This window comes from Methylobacterium sp. CCH7-A2 (assembly GCF_001557075.1).
Lineage (GTDB): Bacteria > Pseudomonadota > Alphaproteobacteria > Rhizobiales > Beijerinckiaceae > Allobosea > Allobosea massiliensis.
Genome location: NZ_LSKN01000252.1, coordinates 1 through 16,884 on the forward strand (window position 1 = coordinate 1; position 16,884 = coordinate 16,884).

The window sequence follows — 16,884 nt, forward strand, 5'->3', positions numbered from 1 at the left end:
TCACCCGCGAGGACTTCGTGCCCGGAGCCGGCTCCAGCTCGTACAGCGTCACCACAGGGCCGGGGCAGGCCTGGACGATCTCGCCCCTGACGTTGAAGTCCTCGAGCACGCCCTCGAGGAAGCCCGCATTCTGCTGCAGGACCTCGGTGGGAATCGCGGTCTCGACCGCCGGCGGCTCGCCGAGAATGGCGATATCGGGGAGCTCGAAGGGCGCCGGCGGCGCGATGCGGACCTCCGCACGCTCCGACACCGGCGCAGCCACCGGGGCAGCCACCGGGGCGGCGACGGGCTCCGGCACCGCCAACTCGGCCCGCGCCCGGCGCGTCACGACGACACCGCGCGCCGGCCCGGCCGAGACTGCCTCGGCGATCGGGGCCGGCGCCGGTGCTGCAGGCTGGGCTATCGCGACTTGCGCCATCACGACGGGCGCGACGGGACGTGTCGCAACGACCCGGACGGACGCCGCCGGCTGCGGCGCGATCCGCTGAACCGTGTTGCGGGCCGAGGGCTTCGCGACCATCGGCTCTACAGGACGGGGCGGCGGAGAGGCTATCGCCATCTCGGCCTGCGGCGGTGCCGCGGCCTGGCCGCCGGCCTCCTCCTCGGCCATCTCGGCAGCGACGACCTCCCAGAAGGCGTGGTCGGAGAGCAGGTCGAAGGGCGTCGTCGGCGCGCGCCCCTCATCTTCGACCAAGGCCGCGTCGATCACGACATCATCCGGCAGCGCCACGACCGGCTGTCCGGCCATGGCGTCGGCTTCGTCCTCGGGCAGAAGCGCTTCGGCACCACCGCGCGCCCAGACGCTGCCGATCAGACGATCCGGCGTGCGCCAGAAGCGGACCTGCGGCGGCTCGGGCGGGGGCGGGGCGGCCGGGACCTGGCCCGGCTTCACCAGGGCGAGCGGGTTGGCGCGCGAGCGGACATAGACCGGACCGCCCGACCCGGCCGGCGGCTCGGGCGCATCGTCGGAAAAGGCTTCGGCGGCAATCTCTTGCGCGGGGGAGTGAAGGCCGGAATGACGCATGAGAAACCGCGGAGGCTGGCGTAGAAGACAGGCTCCAAGGGGTATCGGCCCAGCGTTAAGACGCGATGAACGAGCGGGCCGGCGACGGCCCGGGCAGCACTTCGTCAGCCCGGAGCGAAACGCGCAATGGCCTCCGCGACAGCATCCGGAAACTCCTCGTGCAGGCTAAGCTTGCCCTGCGGGAGCCGCACCGATTCGATCCCGGGCCGCGCCGCCAGCGCCTCCATTTCGGCGCGGGACTTCGGCGGGGTCTCGGCGCCGTAGACGACAAGCGTCGGGACCGCAGCCTTCTCCGCCAGAGCGAGGAAGGCGTCGCGGCTGGCCACCCTGTCGAGCCCGCCGGTGACAAAGCGCACCGAGGCGTGGCGCGCGCCCGCCGCGCTGGTGACGGCGCGCTTCGCCGCCATGCGCTCCGGCGTCAGCCAGGTCGGATCGCTGTAGACATGGCCGACGACCATCTTGCGGATCACGGGGCCGCTCAGATTCAGCGCATAGAGCGCCGGGCCGAGCACCGGCGCATCGACGGCAGCCCTCACCCGCGCGAACCAGGGCCGCTCGCCCTCCATCATCGTCGGGAACGGACCGCGCCAGGTCGGCGCGACCAGCACGAGGCGGCCGACCGTGCCGGGATGGCGGGCGAGATGGCCCAGCGCATAGGCGCTCGCATGGCCGGCGGCCACCAGAAGCGCCGGCCGCGGCACGATCTCCGTGAGCAGCCAATCGAGGAAGGCCTGGAGCATCGCGGGTGTGTAATCGAGCTTCGGACGCGGCCGGTCGCCGAAGCCGGGCCAGTCCACCGTCATGACGTGGTGGTCGGGCGCGAGCCGCTGCATCAGCGGGTGCATCTCGCTGCGGGTCGAGATCGAGCTGAGCGCGGGCAGAAGCAGCGCGCTCGGCCCCTCGCCCGCCTCGTCGAGACCGAGCGGGATTGTCTGGCCCTCCCAGCTCCAGTGCAGTTCGCGCGTCATCGCCACCTCTCTGCCGGGCGGGCCGGCCTCAGTGTTCCCGCTGCGCCTCGGGGAAGCGGGCACCGAAGGCCCCTTCCCGCTCCGGCGGCAGCCGGACGGTCAGGTCGAGCGTGCCGTCCTCGGCGTCGCGACGCTCGAGGATCTCGCCATTGGCGTGCAGCCAGGCCAGCGATTTGCCATCTCCCGGTGCGAGGGCCAAACGGTAGACCGGCCTGGTGCGGGCGATGCGGCTCTCGATGGCATCGGTCAGTCGCCCCATGCCGTCGCCGGTCAAGGCCGACACCAGAACCGGCCGAGCGGCCTCGGGCTTCAGCCCGGCCAGCCCGAGCTGACGCTCGCGTTCCTCCGGCGCCAGCAGGTCGGATTTGTTCCAGACCTCGACGACGCGCTGCCCGTCATCCGGATCGATCCCGAGATCGCGAAGGATCGCCTGAACGTCGGCGGCCTGGGCCTGTGTGTCCTCATGAGCAACGTCGCGGACATGCAGCAGCACATCGGCCTCGATCGCGTCCTCCAGCGTGGCGCGGAAGGCGGCGACGAGCTGCGTCGGCAGGTCGGAGATGAAGCCGACCGTGTCCGACAGCATGATCTTCGCGCCATGCGGCAGCTTCAGCGCGCGGGCCGTCGGGTCGAGCGTGGCGAAGAGCATGTCCTGCGCCAGCACCTCGGCGGAGGTGAGCCGGTTGAACAGGGTCGATTTGCCGGCATTGGTGTAGCCGACAAGCGCGACGACCGGATAGGGTACGCGCTTGCGGCTGGCGCGGTGCAGGCCGCGCGTGCGCTTCACCGCCTCGAGATCGCGCTCGATCTTGGTCATCCGCTCCTGGATGATGCGGCGGTCGGCCTCGATCTGGGTTTCGCCGGGGCCGCCGAGGAAGCCGAAGCCGCCGCGCTGGCGCTCGAGATGGGTCCAGGACCGCACCAAGCGGCTCTTCTGATAGTTGAGATGGGCGAGCTCGACCTGCAGCGCGCCCTCCCGGGTGCGGGCGCGGCGGCCAAAGATCTCGAGGATCAGGCCGGTGCGGTCGATAACCTTGCAGCCGAACGCCTTTTCGAGATTGCGCTGCTGGACCGGCGAGAGCGCGCAGTCCATCACGACGAGGCCGATTTCCTCGAGCTTGATGCGTTCGGCGATCTCCTCGACCTTGCCCTTGCCGAGATAGGTCGCCGGCCGCAGCGCGGTCAGCAGGACCTGGATCGGCTCGACGACGGTGAGGTCGATCGCCGCCGCCAGCCCCACCGCCTCGTCGAGACGGGCGGCGAAGGAGCGCAGCGACGCATCCGTCGCGCCGCGACGCTGCTGATAGGGCCCGACGACGAAGGCGCGGGTGTTGGCAGCGATCTCGCGCTCGATGGCGTCGAGCGGCTTGGGGCCGGCGCGAGCCTCGTCCGCATCGCTGCGGGTGCCCATGATCAGGCCTTGTCCGATTCCTCGGGCTCGAACAGCTGCACCGGCTGGCCGGGCATGATGGTCGAGATGGCATGCTTATAGACGAGCTGCGAATGGCCGTCGCGGCGCAGCAGCACGCAGAAATTGTCGAACCAGGTGACGACGCCCTGCAGCTTGACGCCGTTGACGAGGAAGATCGTCAGCGGAATCTTCTGCTTGCGCACATAGTTGAGGAAGGTGTCCTGAAGGTTCTGTGCCCGCTCTGCGGCCATGGGTAGCCCCTGTTGTTGGGATCGCTCATCGGCTTGCAGCCCTGCGATCCATGTTCGTCCCGTTAGCAGGGCGGCTCATGCCGCCCGCTTCGGGACACCGATCCTTCATTAGACCGCCGAGTCCGCCGACAACGCAAGTGCAACATGAGGGTGCAGGGCAGCGAAGCGCCTGCGCTGCATGCAAGCGCGCATGCAGGCCGCGCTTGCCCTGCTACCCCACACCCAGCGATTTCAGCTTCCGGTGCAGCGCCGAGCGCTCCATGCCGATGAATTCCGCCGTCCGCGAGATGTTCCCGGAGAAGCGGGCGATCTGCGCGATGAGATATTCGCGCTCGAAGATCTCGCGCGCGTCGCGCAGCGGCAGGCTCATCAGCCGCTCGCCGCCCGAGCCCGAGGGCGTGGTCGGGACCATGGCTCCGACCTCGGCCGGCAGCATGTCGACCGTGATGTCGGCCGTGGGGTCGCCCTTGGTCAGGATCATCAGCCGCTCGACATTGTTGCGCAGCTCGCGGACGTTGCCCGGCCATTCATGCGACTGCAGCACCGCCATCGCATCCGCGCCGATGCGGCGCTTCGGCAGGCCGGAGGCGACCGAGATCTGTTCCATGAAGAACTCGATCAGCTCCGGCACGTCCTCGCGCCGCTCCGACAGCGCGGGCACCTTCACCGGCACGACCGAGAGGCGATGATAGAGATCCTCGCGGAACTGCCCGCCCGCGATGAGCTGGGCGAGGTCACGGCTGGTCGAGGAGATGATCCGGACATCGACATGGACGCGGGTGGCTCCGCCGACGCGCTGGAAATTCTGGTCGACCAGCACGCGCAGGATGCGGTTCTGCGTCTCGCGCGGCATGTCGCCGATCTCGTCGATATAGAGCGAGCCGCCATGGGCCTCTTCCAGCGCGCCGACGCGGCGCGAGCGACCGTCGCCCGCCTCGACGCCGAACAGCTCCTCCTCCATCGTTTCGGGCGTGATCGTCGCCGCGTTGATGACGACGAAGGGGCCGGTCGCGCGGGTCGAGGCCTCGTGCAGGGTGCGGGCGGCGAGTTCCTTGCCGCAGCCCGGCTCGCCGGTGATCAGCACGCGCGCATTGGTCGGCGCGACGCGCTCGATTGTCTGGCGCAACTGGTTCACCACGGTCGACTTGCCGACGATGCGGCTCGCCTGGACCGAGCCCTTGCGCAGTTCGCGCACCTCGCGCCGCAACCGCGACGCCTCCAGCGCGCGCTCGGCGACGAGGACAAGCCGATCGGCCTTGAACGGCTTCTCGATGAAGTCGTAGGCGCCGCTCTTGATGGCGGAAACCGCGGTCTCGATGTTGCCATGGCCCGAGATCATCACCACCGCGAGGTCGGGATGGCTCTCCTTGATCAGCTCCAGCACCTGCAACCCGTCGAGCCGGCTGCCCTGCAGCCAGATGTCGAGGAAGACCAGATTCGGCCGGCGTGCGGCGATCGCTGCCAGCGCCTCGTCGGCGGAGCTCGCCTTGCGCGTACGATAGCCTTCGTCCTCGAGCAGGCCGGCGACCAGCTCGCGGATGTCGGCTTCGTCGTCCACGACCAGAATGTCAGCGCTCATACGCGTATCCTATCCTGCGTTTGCCGTCCGGACGCGGCATGCCGACCATTGTCGCTGCGGCCGTCGTCGGGGTTCTCGTCGGGTTCGGGGCCGGTCTCGGGGAACCAGAGGCGGATCCGGGCGCCGCGTTTGCCTTCGGCCGCATCCGGCCGGTCGAGCAGCTCGATGCCGCCGCCATGGTCCTCGAGGATCTTTCCCACGATGGCGAGGCCAAGCCCCGTCCCGCCCTCGCGGGTCGTCATATAAGGCTCCAGCAGCTTCTGCCGCTGGTCTGCTGGCAGCCCCTTGCCGTTGTCGATGACGTCGATGACGATCCTGCCGTCCTCGCGCCGCTCGAAGGCGACGTCGATCCGGCCCGGGCCACGCTCCTCCATCGGCACGGCGTCGATCGCCTCGGTCGCGTTCTTGATCACATTGGTCAGGGCCTGCGAGAGCAGACGGCGGTCGAATCGGGCCGGCACCGAGCCGGCCGGCAGGTTCTCGCTGATCGTCAGCTCGGGATTGCCCACCCGCATCAGGAAGACGATCTGGCGGACGGTCTCAGCGATATCGTCCTGCGTCAACGAGGGCTTCGGCATCCGGGCGAAGGAGGAGAACTCGTCGACCATGCGCCGGATGTCCTCGACCTGGCGCACGATCGTGTCCGTGCACTGGTCGAAGATCTCCTTGTCCTCGGTGATGACTCGGCCGAACTTGCGACGGATGCGCTCGGCCGAAAGCTGGATCGGCGTCAGCGGATTCTTGATCTCATGGGCGATGCGGCGGGCGACGTCGGCCCAGGCGGCGGTGCGCTGCGCCGAGACGAGATCGGTGATGTCGTCCAGCGTCACGACGAGGCCGGCGCCACTCCCCTCGCCCTCGCGCACGGCACGAACATTGACCATGCGGTCCTGCCCGGCCCGGGTGATCGCGATCTGCCCCGAGCTCTGGCGCTGGCGCCCGTTCAGCGCCTCGGTGACGAAGGCGGCGATCTCGGGGGCAACCTGGCCGATCGGCTGGCCGAGCAGGCGCCCGCCCGTGCCCAGCAGGCTTTCGGCCGAGCGGTTGGCGATGGTGATGTGCCCGTCGCGGTCGAGACTGAGCACACCCGACGAGACGCCGGAGAGCACGGTCTCGGTGAAGCGGCGGCGGCGGTCGATGACCTCGCTCGCCGTCACCAGACCGTCGCGCTGGCGGCGGAGTTCCGCGGTCATCTTGTTGAAGGTCTCGCCGAGATGGGCGAGGTCACCCTCGGAACGCCGGATCGGCACCTGAACGTAGAAGTTCCCGCTCGAGACCTGGTCCGTGGCGTGAATCATCCGCCGGATCGGCGCGACCAGCGCGTTGGCGAAGCTGAGCCCGAGCCAGATCGCCGAGAGCAGCAGGATGACGGCGATCAGCCCGTACATCGAGGCAAAGGCAATCTGGACGCCCTTCCGGCGCGCATCGATCGAGAGATACTCCGCCGCCGCCGAGCGTGCGAAGGCCGGGAACTCGACCGCCAGCGGATCGACCTGTCGGGCGATGTGCAGGAAGGCGTCGTCATAGGAGGGCAGCTTGACCAGTGCGCCGAAGATGCGCCCGCTCGCGGGCAGCACGCAGATCGGATCGGGCGAGGATTGCGCATCCTCGAAGGCGGCGGCGTCCGGCCTTGGCGCGTTGCGCAGCACGTCGATATTGGCGCGCACCAGCACCTTGTGGGGCGGCTGCATGATCGCCGCGACGGGGACGCCCAGCGCCGTGGCCCGCACCGTCAGGAAGGTCTCGAACCACTTCCGGTCGACGTCGTAGGCGGCGCGGGCGCGCGTGAGATCATCCGCAAGAAGACGGATCTCGCGGCCGAGCGACTGGCATTGCGAGCTGGCATAAGCGTCCGCCACCTCGACCGAGCGGAACACCGCATCGCGCATGCGGTCCGAAAACCACGGTTCCAGCCCGCGCTCGATCGTCACCGTCGCGATGATGGCGACCAGGACCGCCGGCAGCGCGGCGATGATGCTGAACAGGCCGACGATGCGGACATGCAGCCCGGCGGCTGCGGCGCCGGCGCGGCGGGCGCGGATCAGCACCGAGGTCTCGAAGGCGACGACGACCAGCAGCAGGAGGATCAGGAGACCGTTGAGGACGAAGACCCCGACGACGACCTCATGAACCGGCACCACCGGCGTGACGCCCGAGAGGACGAGGAAGGTGACGAGCGCCGAGACCAGCGCGAAGACGACGACGGTCGCGCCGAGCCAGCCCGAAACGCGGCGTGGCGTGTCGTCGGCTCGCGGCACGATCCTGACGTCGCTCGAAGAGGCAGACACGATGGCAGACAACTCCCGGGCGGCCGACGGACACGGATGAGTCCGGCCGCGCTGCGGCACTGATGCGCCGCCGCAACGGTGTTGTCAAAATATGACATATGAAAGGCGGCGGACCGCCTTTCGTCAGCGCGGCGAACGCACGACCTGCATGTCGAGTTCGCGAATTTTCTTGCGCAGCGTGTTGCGGTTGAGGCCGAGCAGCTCCGCCGCACGGATCTGGTTGCCGCGGGTGGCGGCCAGGGCGGCAGCGATCAGCGGCGGCTCCACCTCGCGCAGGATGCGGTGATAGAGGCCCGGCGGCGGGATGTTCTCGCCGAATCCACCGAAATACTGGTTGAGATGCCGCTCGACCGACCCCGACAGGGTTTCCGCGCGCTCCGGGCCGGCATTGCCGGCAAAACCCGTGTTGGAGGTCGCCGGCTGCAGCTCGGCCTCGACGATCGGCGCCGTGATGGTTTCCTGGGGATAGAGCGCGGCGAGCCGGCGGACGAGGTTCTCCAGCTCGCGGACATTACCCGGCCAGCGATAGCGCCGCATCACGTCCATCGCTTCCGAATCGATCTGCTTGCGCGGCAGCCCCTCCTTCTCGACCAGGCCGAAGAAGTGGCGGGCGAGATCGGGGATGTCCTCGACGCGCTCGCGCAGCGGCGGCAGGCGGATCGGCACGACGTTCAGGCGGAAGAACAGGTCCTCGCGGAACAGGCCCTGGGCGATCGAGATGCGCAGGTCCTTGTTCGTCGCCGCGACGATGCGGACATTGGTTTTGATCGGCGTGCGACCGCCGACGGTGGTGTACTCACCCTGCTGGAGCACGCGCAGCAGACGCGTCTGCGCCTCCATCGGCATGTCGCCGATTTCGTCGAGGAAGAGCGTACCGCCCTCGGCCTGTTCGAAGCGCCCGGAGGAGCGCGTCAGAGCGCCGGTGAAGGCGCCCTTCTCATGGCCGAAGAGCTCGGACTCGATCAGGTCTTTCGGGATCGCGGCCATGTTGATCGCGACGAAGGGGCCATTCTTGCGCTTGCCGTAGTCGTGCAGCGCGCGGGCCACCAGTTCCTTGCCGGTGCCGGACTCGCCGTTGATCATCACCGTCAGGTCGATCGGCATCAGCCGGGCGAGCGCGCGATAGACGTCCTGCATCGCCGGCGAACGGCCGATCAGCGGGATGTCGTCCGGCTCGGCCGCATGGGAGCGGGCGCCCTCGCCGCGCGGCCGCGACAGCGCGCGGCCGACGATGGCGACGAGTTCCTTCAGGTCGAAGGGCTTGGGCAGATACTCGTAGGCGCCGCGCTCGGACGCCTTGATCGCGGTCATGAAGGTGTTCTGCGCGCTCATCACGATGATCGGCAGTTCCGGCCGCACGCGCTTGATGCGCGGCAGCAGGTCGAAGGCATTGCCATCAGGCATCACCACGTCCGTGATGATGAGATCGCCCAACCCTTGCGCGGCCCAGGTCCAGAGCGTCGCCGCCTGGCCGGTGGTCCGAACCTCGTAGCCGGCCCGGGCGAGCGCCTGATTGAGCACCGTGCGGATCGCGGCGTCGTCATCCGCGACGAGAATGTTACCGGTCGGCATTCACTGTGGTCCTGTAGGCCTCAAACTGCCTGCCGTGCCCGGAGTTGGTGCAGGGGCAGCAGAATTCGAAACGTCGTGCGCCGGGGGACGGACTCGCATTCGACGATCCCGCCATGGTCCCCGATCACCTTGGCCACGAGTGCAAGTCCAAGGCCACTGCCCTGCGCCTTGGTCGTGACGAAGGGATCGAAGAGATGCGGCAGCAGGTCGGCGGGCACGCCGGGGCCGTTGTCGCGGATGCCGATCTCGAGCGGCAGGGCAATGCGGCCCGAGGAGCCGGCCACCTGCATGCGGATGCCGGGACGATAGGCCGTCGTCAGCGTGATCTCGCCGTCGATCGCTTGCGTTCCAATGGCTTCGGCCGCGTTCTTCATCAGGTTCAGGAGCACCTGGACGAGCTGGTCGCGATTGCCGGAGACCGGCGGCAGCGACGGATCGTAGATCTCGTTGAAGCGGATATGGCGCGCGAAGCCGGACTGGGCGAGCCGCTTCACATGGTCGAGCACGTCATGGACGTTGACCGGGTCGCGCTCGGTGGGACGCTCGTCCCCGAACAGTTCCACGCGCTCGACCAGCTTCACGATCCGGTCCGTCTCGTCGCAGATGAGCTGCGTCAGGATGCGTTCGTCGTCCGGAACCGTCGCCTCGAGCAGCTGGGCCGCCCCGCGAATGCCGGAGAGCGGGTTCTTGATCTCATGGGCGAGCATCGCGCCGAGCGCCGTGATCGAGCGGGCTGCCCCTCGATGCGTCAGCTGTCTGTCCATTTTTTCAGCAATTGTCCGTTCTTGCAGCATCAGCACAACGGCGTCGCCCTGGCTGGGCAGCGGCGAGGCGAAGACATCGACGATGCGATCGGCTCCCAGACGGGGCGAGCCGAGATCGAGCCGGTACTCGCTGACGCTGGCGCCGCGGCGCTGGACCTCCTCGACCAGCGCCAGAACCGGCGAGCCGAAGGCGATCAGATCGTCGAGCCGCTGGCGCTTCAGCACGACGGCACTCGACTGGAAGAAATCCTCGGCGGAGGTATTGGCGTAGAGGATGCCGTTGCGCTCGCCGATCACCACCACGGGCATCGGCAGGACGTTGAGGGCCTGCATCTCGATCGGGTCGAGCAGGTAACCGTCCCTGCCCTTTCCGCCGCTGTCGGCGAACGCCATCGTCATACGCAATACCCCGGTTCAGGCCGCAGCGCGGCCGCAGGCAGGAGAGAACAGGCCGGCCAGCGCCGCGAGGGCCTGCGCCGGATCGTCGGTCGTCAGCAGCAGGCGTCGCGCCTCGGCGTCGGGCGAGCCGCCGCTCTGCGTCGCCTCGTCGGCATAGGCCGCCAGATGCTTGCGGGCGTGGCGGACACCATGGGCCTTGCCCAGCAGCGACAGCAGCCCTTCATAGTGTTCGCGGGCGACGGCATGCTTCTGCGCCAGCGTCGGTTCCGGCACGGGCCGCCCGTCGAGCCCGGCCCCGATCGCGCCGACCAGCCAGGGTTTTCCCAGCGCGGCGCGGCCGACCATGACGAGATCGGCGCCGGACTGGGCGAGACAGGCCCTCGCATCGTCGAGGCCGTGGATGTCGCCATTGGCGACCAGCGGAAAATCGCCGACGTCCCGGACGGCCCGGATCGCCACCCAGTCGGCGACGCCCTTGTAGAATTGCTGGCGCGTGCGGCCATGGACGGTGATCAGCCGCGCGCCGGAGGCGACCGCACGGCGGGCGAGTTCGGGGGCGTTGCGCGAGGCATCGTCCCAGCCAAGCCGCATTTTGACCGTCACCGGCACCTTCACGGCCGCGACGGCGGCCTCGACCAGCGACACCGCGTGGTCGAGATCGCGCATCAGGGCCGAGCCGGCCCAGCCGCCCGTCACCTTCTTGGCCGGGCAGCCCATGTTGATGTCAATGATCGCAGCGCCATTGGCCTCCGCCAGGCGGGCGGCCTCGCCCAGCCAATGCGGATCGCAGCCGGCAAGTTGGACGACATGCGGCGAGATGCCGGCGCCCTCGGCCCGCAGCCGCGTTTCCTCGCTGCCACGCACGAACTCGTCGGAGGCGACCATTTCCGAGACGACGAGGCCGGCGCCGAAGCGCGCGGCGATCCGGCGCATGACGATATCCGTCACTCCGGACATCGGCGCCAGCAGGGCGCGCGACACCAGGGTGACAGGGAGCATAGCAGCCATGGCGGAGCCTGAATTAGAGGCAACCTGCATTATGCATATTTATTGGACAATGCTGCAGGAGCGCAAGGGACCCTCGCGAATTAGTGCACTGCATCATCAGCGTTCCCCCGGCCAGCATCGCAGCGGCCTCGGGGCTTGGCGGCGATGCCACCTGCGACTATCACCGAACCTCGTCCAGGACCAAGAGCCGTGCCCGCAGAAAGAGATGACATCGAAGCTCCGGTCGCCGTGCTCGTCGTCGCCGCAGGGCGCGGCCTGAGAGCCGGGTTCGACGCTCCCAAGCAATATCGCAGGCTCGGGGGCAGCCCGGTTCTTCGGCAGGCGCTGACGCCTTTTCTGGACATGCCCGAGATCGCGCGGATCGCGGTCGTGATCGGAGCGGGCGACGAGGCGCGCTATGCGGAGGCCGTGGCTGGCCTCTCCGACGAGCGGCTGGCCCAGCCGACGCTGGGCGGCGCGACACGACAGGATTCCGTCCGGCTCGGGCTGGAGGCGCTGCAGTCGCAGGGCTTTCGCGGCACGGTCCTGGTCCATGACGCGGCGCGCCCCTTTCTCAGCAAGGCGCTGGCGCGTTCCGCCGTGGCGGCGGTGAGGCCCGGAACCGTGGCCGCCATCCCGGTCCTGCCGGTCACCGACACAATCAAGCGCCTGGATGAGGCCGGCCGCATCGCCGAGACGCCGCCGCGTGACCGTCTGGTGAGCGTTCAGACGCCACAAGCCTTCGCTTTCGAGCCGTTGCTGTCGGCCCATCGCCATGCGGCAGCGGAGGGTCGCGCCGGATTCACCGACGACGCCGCGCTGATGGAGTGGGCGGGCCATCCCGTCGCGACCTTCCCCGGGGAGCCCGCCAATATGAAACTGACCCATCCGGAAGATTTCGTCCGTGCCGAGGCGCCGGGCTTGCCCCTCGTCGTGCGGGTCGGCACTGGTTACGACGTCCATGCCTTCGGCGAGGGTGACCATGTCTGGCTAGGTGGCGTGCGGATCGCGCACGATCGCGGCGTGCTCGCCCATTCAGACGGCGACGTCGCGCTGCATGCGCTGACCGACGCGCTGCTGGGCGCGCTGGCGGAGGGCGACATCGGCACGCATTTCCCGCCGAGCGACCCGCAATGGCGCGGCGCCGCCTCGCACCGGTTCCTGAGCTTCGCGGCCGAGCGGGTGCGGGCCCGGGGCGGGCACATCGATTTCCTCGATGTGACGCTGGTCTGCGAGGCGCCGAAGGTCGGTCCGCACCGCGAAGCCATCCGCGAGGCCATCGCGGCCACGGCCGGCGTCCGGATCGATCAGGTCGCGATCAAGGCGACGACCTCGGAGCGGCTCGGCTTCACCGGCCGCCGCGAGGGATTGGCGGCGCTGGCGACGGCGACGATCCGCCTGCCCGAGCCGCCCGCCCCGCACGCCACTTCCTGACCCGCCGGAGGCCGCCATGCCGTTCGACAGTGAGACCACGGACCGAGCCATCGCCGTGCTGGAAGCCTGCCGGGCCCACGGTGCCACGGTCGCCACGGTCGAATCCTGCACCGGAGGCCTGATTGCCGGGGCGCTGACTGCGATCCCCGGATCGTCCGATGTCGTGCTGGGCGGGCTCGTCACCTACTCCAATGCGGCGAAGATGGCGCTGGCAGGCGTGCCCGAAGCGCTGCTCGCCACCCATGGCGCCGTCAGCGAACCGGTGGCGCGGGCGATGGCGGAGGGTGGGCGCGGCGCCCTCGCCGCGACGCTCGCGGTCTCCGTGACCGGCGTCGCCGGCCCCGGCGGCGGCAGCGCGGCCAAGCCGGTCGGCCTCGTCCATTTTGCCTGCAGCGGCCCCGCCGGCACGGTCCACCGCGAGATGCGCTTCGGCCTGCTGTCGCGCGACGAGATCCGGCGGCTCTCCGTGCTGACGGCGCTTGCCATGCTGCAGGAGATGGTCGGCGCCTGAGCCGTCAGGGCATCAGCTTGCGCCAGATCGGCCCGATCACGTCGGCATAGTCGTCACGCCAGGCGCGGGCCGGGCCGGGAGCTGGCTGCGCGACCCAGCCCTGTTCTGCCGACAGGCCGACATCCTCGGGGCGACGCGCCACCATGGCGACATGAGGCGAGTATTTGCGCAGAGCCGTCAGTTCCGCCGTCTGGCGCGTCGGCCGGATCCAGGTCGAGAGGCCGCGCGCATGGGCGGTCGCGGTCACGACCGGTCCGAGATCCATGTTGCGGTTGGAGATATGGAACAGGATCGCGCCGCCCGGCTTCAGCCGGCTCTGATAAAGGGCCAGCGCCTCTGTGGTCATCAGGTGGACGGGGATCGCGTCCGACGAGAACGCATCGACCACGATCAGGTCGAGGGAGGCCGGCGCGGCATCGGCCAGCGTCAAGCGGGCGTCGCCGAGCACGATGCGCGCCGTCGGCGCACAGGCTGCGAGGAAGCCGAAGCGGGCGGGGTCGGAGGCCATCCGCGCCACCTCCGGGTCGATCTCGAAGAAGGTCCAGTTTTCGCCCGGCCGCGTCTGGCAGGCGAGCGAACCGGTGCCGAGACCGATCGCCGCGACCGCGCCGAGGCGGCCACCACGCACCTGCCGCACCGCCTCGATGCCGTCGGCGATGCCGCCGCCGGTGTAATAATAGCTCAGCGCCTCCGGACGACCGGCGACGAGGCTGCCGTCATCCTGCCGCAGGCGCTGCGCGCCATGGACCGTGCTGCCATGGACGAGCACGCGGAAGCGGCCGTCCGGGCTGTCGGTGATCCGGTTCACGCCGAAGAATGAGCGCACGGAGTCGCTGCGCTGCTGCTCGGTGACGATGAGCGCGATGAGGCCGACGACGACAGCGCCGGTCAGACCCGCCCGCACGGGGCCGGGCAGGCGAATGCCGGTGAAGCCTGGGCGGCAGAGCAGGCCCGCGACGATCAGGATCGGGTATTCGACGATCGAGTTGAACAGCAGCGGGGCGAGCAGTCCGCAGAACAGTCCACCCAGCACCCCGCCCAGCGACATCCACAGATAGAACCCCGTCAAATGGGCGGCGTCGGGCCGCCGGCGGGCCAGTTCGCCATGGGCGACCATGGCCGTGGTGAAGAACAATCCGAGATGCAGCGCGAGTTCGCCCGCCCAGCCGATCTGCCACTGGAACAGCATCTTCAGGATCAGCGCCGCCACGAAGACGAGTTGCGCCGTGAGCATCCAGCCGTGCCGCAGCAGCGGGCGGCTCTGGAAGACGATCACGAAGGTCAGCAGGAACAGCGCCAGCGGCACGACCCAGAGCAGCGGGACCGAGGCGACGTCGGTCGACAGATGCGCCGTCACCGCCACGAGCAGCCCCGACGGCACGAAGGCCAGCGCGACCCAGCCGAGCTTCTGGCGGCCGGAAACGGGCCTAGCGGCGGTCGCATCGAGGGGCGCGGCGGGGCGCGTCTCGACGGCACCCAGGGCCAGTCCCGCGCAGGCGGCGATGGCGGCGAGCAGCAGGCCGAAGCCGAAACTCCAGGCCAGGGACTGCTGCGACAGCGTCAGCACCGGCTCGATCAGGAAGGGGTAGGCGAGCAGCGCCAGGAAACTGCCGACATTGGACGCGGCGTAGAGGAAATACGGATCGATCGCGCGGGGATGGCCCGAGCGGGCGAACCAGGCCTGGAGCAATGGGCCGTTGGCCGCGACCGCAAAGAAGGGCAGCCCGACCGAGGCGGCGAAGAGCGCGATCAGCCAGAGCGTCTCGCCCTCCTGCGGCGGACGCTCGAAGCCGGCGGCGATGCCGATCGGCAGGCCGACCAGCAGGACGACCGCCATCAGCGCGAGATGGATCAGCGCCGCGCGGCGGAGACTGAAGCGGGCGACGAGCCAGTGGGCATAGCCGTAGCCGGCAAGCAGCGCGGACTGGAAGAAGACCATCGCCACCGACCAGACGCCGGGCGAGCCGCCGAGCTTCGGCAGCACCATCTTGGCGAACATCGGCTGGATGCCGAAAAGCAGGAAGGCCGAGAGGAAGAGCGTGATCGTGTAGACCGGCACGGTGGCGGCGATGCGGCGGGCTGTCGCCACGCTCGGTACAGGGGTCGACGAGGCATCCATCGCAGCTCTCCCAACAGTCGCGGGAAACCTGCCAGAAACAGCTTAAGGCGCCGTGACCGCGCCTCTCGCAGCGTCACCGCCATAGACGAGATCGGCCCGACGCTCGAAGGCTTCGGCGAATTTGCGGAAGGCCTTGTCGAACATCGCCCCCATCAGCAGGCCGAGCATGCGGCTGGCAAACTCGTAGGAGATGAAGAAGCCGATCTCGCAGCCGCTCTCATGCGGCTTGAAGGTCCAGCGGTTCTCCAGATAGCGGAACGGGCCGTCGACATATTCGACCAGGATCCGAAGATTGGCGGGATCGAGCGTGACGCGGCTGGTGAAGGTCTCGCGGATCGCCTTGTAGCCGACGGTCATGTCGGCCAGCAGGACCTCGCCACCGCCGTCCTGCGGGGTGCGGCGGCGCACCGTCAGCCCCTCGCAGAGCGGCAGGAACTGGGGGTACTTCTCGACATCGGCGACGAGCGCGAACATCTGCTCGGGGGTGTGGCGCACCCGCCGGGCGCTGTTGAACATCGGCATCGGATCGGTGCCTTCTCAGCCGCGGCTGGCGGGGCCGCTGCCGACCTTCGCCTCGCGGGCCGCGCGCAGCCGCGCGAAATCCTCTCCCGCATGATGCGAGGAGCGCGTCAGCGGCGTCGAGGACACCATCAGGAAGCCCTTCACATAGGCGATCGCCTCGAAGCCCTTGAACTCCTCGGGCGTGACGAAGCGGATCACCGCATGGTGCTTGCGCGAGGGCGCGAGATATTGGCCGATGGTGATGAAGTCGACATCGGCCGAGCGCAGATCGTCCATCAGCTGCAGGATCTCGTTCCGCTCCTCGCCGAGGCCGACCATGATGCCGGACTTCGTGAAGATCGTCGGATCGAGCTCCTTGACCCGCTGCAGCAGCCGCAGCGAATGGAAATAGCGCGCGCCGGGGCGCACCGTCAGATACTTGCCCGGGACGGTCTCGAGATTGTGGTTGAAGACGTCCGGCTTGGCCGCGACCACGACCTCGAGCGCGCCGGGCTTGCGCAGGAAGTCCGGCGTCAGGATCTCGATGGTGGTGCCGGGCGAGGCCTTGCGGATGGCGCGGATGACCCGCGCAAAATGCTCGGCGCCGCCGTCCTTGAGGTCGTCGCGATCGACCGAGGTGATCACGACATGCTCCAGGCCGAGCTTGGCGACGGCCTGGGCGACTTTGGCAGGCTCGAGCGGGTCGAGCGCCTGGGGCACACCGGTCTTGACGTTGCAGAAGGCGCAGGCCCGCGTGCAGGTGTCGCCCATGATCATGAAGGTGGCGTGCTTCTTTTCCCAGCACTCGCCGATATTGGGGCAGCCCGCCTCCTCGCAGACCGTGACCAGCTTCTCGGCCTTCACGATCTTCTGGGTTTCGGCCCATTTTGGCGAGCCCGGCGCCTTGACGCGGATCCAGTCCGGCTTGCGCAGGATCGGGTTCTCCGGCCGCTTCTGCTTCTCCGGATGGCGCAGCTCCGCCTGGGCCGGAGCCGCCTCGGATTTGGGATTGCCGGCATTGGGGCGCGGATCGCGGTTGAGCAGGTCGAGGACGAGGGCCATCGGGACATAATCCA

At 69.0% G+C, this 16,884-nt stretch carries 14 protein-coding genes; 2 read left to right on the top strand and 12 right to left on the bottom strand.

Annotation, left to right across the window (positions count from 1 at the left end):
- The 9 genes from AX750_RS19465 to dusB form a co-directional block, all read right to left on the bottom strand.
- Positions 1-1,024 (bottom strand): DNA translocase FtsK (locus AX750_RS19465; RefSeq protein WP_280939915.1); only part of this gene is annotated, 1,024 nt, incomplete at its 3' end.
- 104 nt (positions 1,025-1,128) lie between these two features.
- Positions 1,129-1,992 (bottom strand): alpha/beta hydrolase, encoded by an 864-nt coding sequence (locus tag AX750_RS19470; RefSeq protein ID WP_066717471.1) that lies wholly within the window; start codon positions 1,990-1,992, stop codon positions 1,129-1,131.
- 28 nt (positions 1,993-2,020) lie between these two features.
- Entirely contained in the window at positions 2,021-3,403 is a 1,383-nt protein-coding gene (hflX, locus tag AX750_RS19475) for a GTPase HflX (RefSeq protein ID WP_066717473.1), read from the bottom strand.
- A 2-nt stretch (positions 3,404-3,405) separates the two neighbouring features.
- Positions 3,406-3,654, bottom strand: a complete 249-nt coding sequence (hfq, locus tag AX750_RS19480; RefSeq protein ID WP_066717476.1) for an RNA chaperone Hfq — start codon at positions 3,652-3,654, stop codon at positions 3,406-3,408.
- Positions 3,655-3,865: 211 nt separating this feature from the next.
- Positions 3,866-5,233 carry a sigma-54 dependent transcriptional regulator gene (locus AX750_RS19485; RefSeq protein WP_066717479.1) on the bottom strand — a complete coding sequence of 456 codons (1,368 nt, stop codon included), beginning with the start codon at positions 5,231-5,233 and terminating at the stop codon, positions 3,866-3,868.
- Positions 5,230-7,521, bottom strand: a complete 2,292-nt coding sequence (locus AX750_RS19490; protein ID WP_245282461.1) for a PAS domain-containing sensor histidine kinase — start codon at positions 7,519-7,521, stop codon at positions 5,230-5,232. The genes AX750_RS19485 and AX750_RS19490 overlap by 4 nt, the downstream gene beginning before the upstream one ends.
- A gap of 123 nt (positions 7,522-7,644) precedes the next feature.
- A complete protein-coding gene (ntrC, locus tag AX750_RS19495) occupies positions 7,645-9,093 on the bottom strand; it encodes a nitrogen regulation protein NR(I) (protein WP_066717484.1) in 1,449 nt (482 codons plus the stop codon).
- A 20-nt stretch (positions 9,094-9,113) separates the two neighbouring features.
- Positions 9,114-10,190 (bottom strand): ATP-binding protein, encoded by a 1,077-nt coding sequence (locus AX750_RS19500; RefSeq protein ID WP_066717544.1) that lies wholly within the window; start codon positions 10,188-10,190, stop codon positions 9,114-9,116.
- Positions 10,191-10,271: 81 nt separating this feature from the next.
- On the bottom strand, positions 10,272-11,264 hold the full coding sequence (dusB, locus tag AX750_RS19505; protein ID WP_066717487.1) for a tRNA dihydrouridine synthase DusB: 993 nt from the start codon (positions 11,262-11,264) through the stop codon (positions 10,272-10,274).
- Positions 11,265-11,453: 189 nt separating this feature from the next.
- Here dusB and AX750_RS19510 point away from each other — a divergent pair, with 189 nt between their 5' ends.
- Together AX750_RS19510 and AX750_RS19515 are read left to right on the top strand one after the other, a co-directional pair.
- Positions 11,454-12,677 (top strand): bifunctional 2-C-methyl-D-erythritol 4-phosphate cytidylyltransferase/2-C-methyl-D-erythritol 2,4-cyclodiphosphate synthase, encoded by a 1,224-nt coding sequence (locus AX750_RS19510; RefSeq protein ID WP_245282462.1) that lies wholly within the window; start codon positions 11,454-11,456, stop codon positions 12,675-12,677.
- A gap of 16 nt (positions 12,678-12,693) precedes the next feature.
- Positions 12,694-13,188 carry a nicotinamide-nucleotide amidohydrolase family protein gene (locus AX750_RS19515; RefSeq protein WP_066717490.1) on the top strand — a complete coding sequence of 165 codons (495 nt, stop codon included), beginning with the start codon at positions 12,694-12,696 and terminating at the stop codon, positions 13,186-13,188.
- Positions 13,189-13,192: 4 nt separating this feature from the next.
- On the opposite strand, the gene AX750_RS19520 is transcribed toward AX750_RS19515, so the two are convergent.
- The 3 genes from AX750_RS19520 to lipA are packed head-to-tail and all read right to left on the bottom strand — an operon-like array spanning position 13,193 to position 16,870.
- Positions 13,193-15,307 (bottom strand): fused MFS/spermidine synthase, encoded by a 2,115-nt coding sequence (locus tag AX750_RS19520; RefSeq protein ID WP_066717497.1) that lies wholly within the window; start codon positions 15,305-15,307, stop codon positions 13,193-13,195.
- Positions 15,308-15,349: 42 nt separating this feature from the next.
- Positions 15,350-15,829, bottom strand: a complete 480-nt coding sequence (locus AX750_RS19525) for a type II toxin-antitoxin system RatA family toxin (protein ID WP_066717500.1) — start codon at positions 15,827-15,829, stop codon at positions 15,350-15,352.
- Positions 15,830-15,844: 15 nt separating this feature from the next.
- On the bottom strand, positions 15,845-16,870 hold the full coding sequence (lipA, locus tag AX750_RS19530; protein WP_066717551.1) for a lipoyl synthase: 1,026 nt from the start codon (positions 16,868-16,870) through the stop codon (positions 15,845-15,847).
- Positions 16,871-16,884 lie beyond the last annotated feature (14 nt).

Coding starts and splice junctions, on each gene's coding strand:
- hflX (WP_066717473.1), bottom strand. CDS start 3,403: ATGGGCACCCGCAGCGATGCGGACGAGGCTCGCGCCGGCCCCAAGCCG.
- AX750_RS19525 (WP_066717500.1), bottom strand. CDS start 15,829: ATGCCGATGTTCAACAGCGCCCGGCGGGTGCGCCACACCCCCGAGCAG.
- AX750_RS19500 (WP_066717544.1), bottom strand. CDS start 10,190: ATGCAGGCCCTCAACGTCCTGCCGATGCCCGTGGTGGTGATCGGCGAG.
- hfq (WP_066717476.1), bottom strand. CDS start 3,654: ATGGCCGCAGAGCGGGCACAGAACCTTCAGGACACCTTCCTCAACTAT.
- AX750_RS19485 (WP_066717479.1), bottom strand. CDS start 5,233: ATGAGCGCTGACATTCTGGTCGTGGACGACGAAGCCGACATCCGCGAG.
- AX750_RS19520 (WP_066717497.1), bottom strand. CDS start 15,307: ATGGATGCCTCGTCGACCCCTGTACCGAGCGTGGCGACAGCCCGCCGC.
- AX750_RS19515 (WP_066717490.1), top strand. CDS start 12,694: ATGCCGTTCGACAGTGAGACCACGGACCGAGCCATCGCCGTGCTGGAA.
- ntrC (WP_066717484.1), bottom strand. CDS start 9,093: ATGCCGACCGGTAACATTCTCGTCGCGGATGACGACGCCGCGATCCGC.
- AX750_RS19470 (WP_066717471.1), bottom strand. CDS start 1,992: ATGACGCGCGAACTGCACTGGAGCTGGGAGGGCCAGACAATCCCGCTC.
- lipA (WP_066717551.1), bottom strand. CDS start 16,870: ATGGCCCTCGTCCTCGACCTGCTCAACCGCGATCCGCGCCCCAATGCC.
- dusB (WP_066717487.1), bottom strand. CDS start 11,264: ATGGCTGCTATGCTCCCTGTCACCCTGGTGTCGCGCGCCCTGCTGGCG.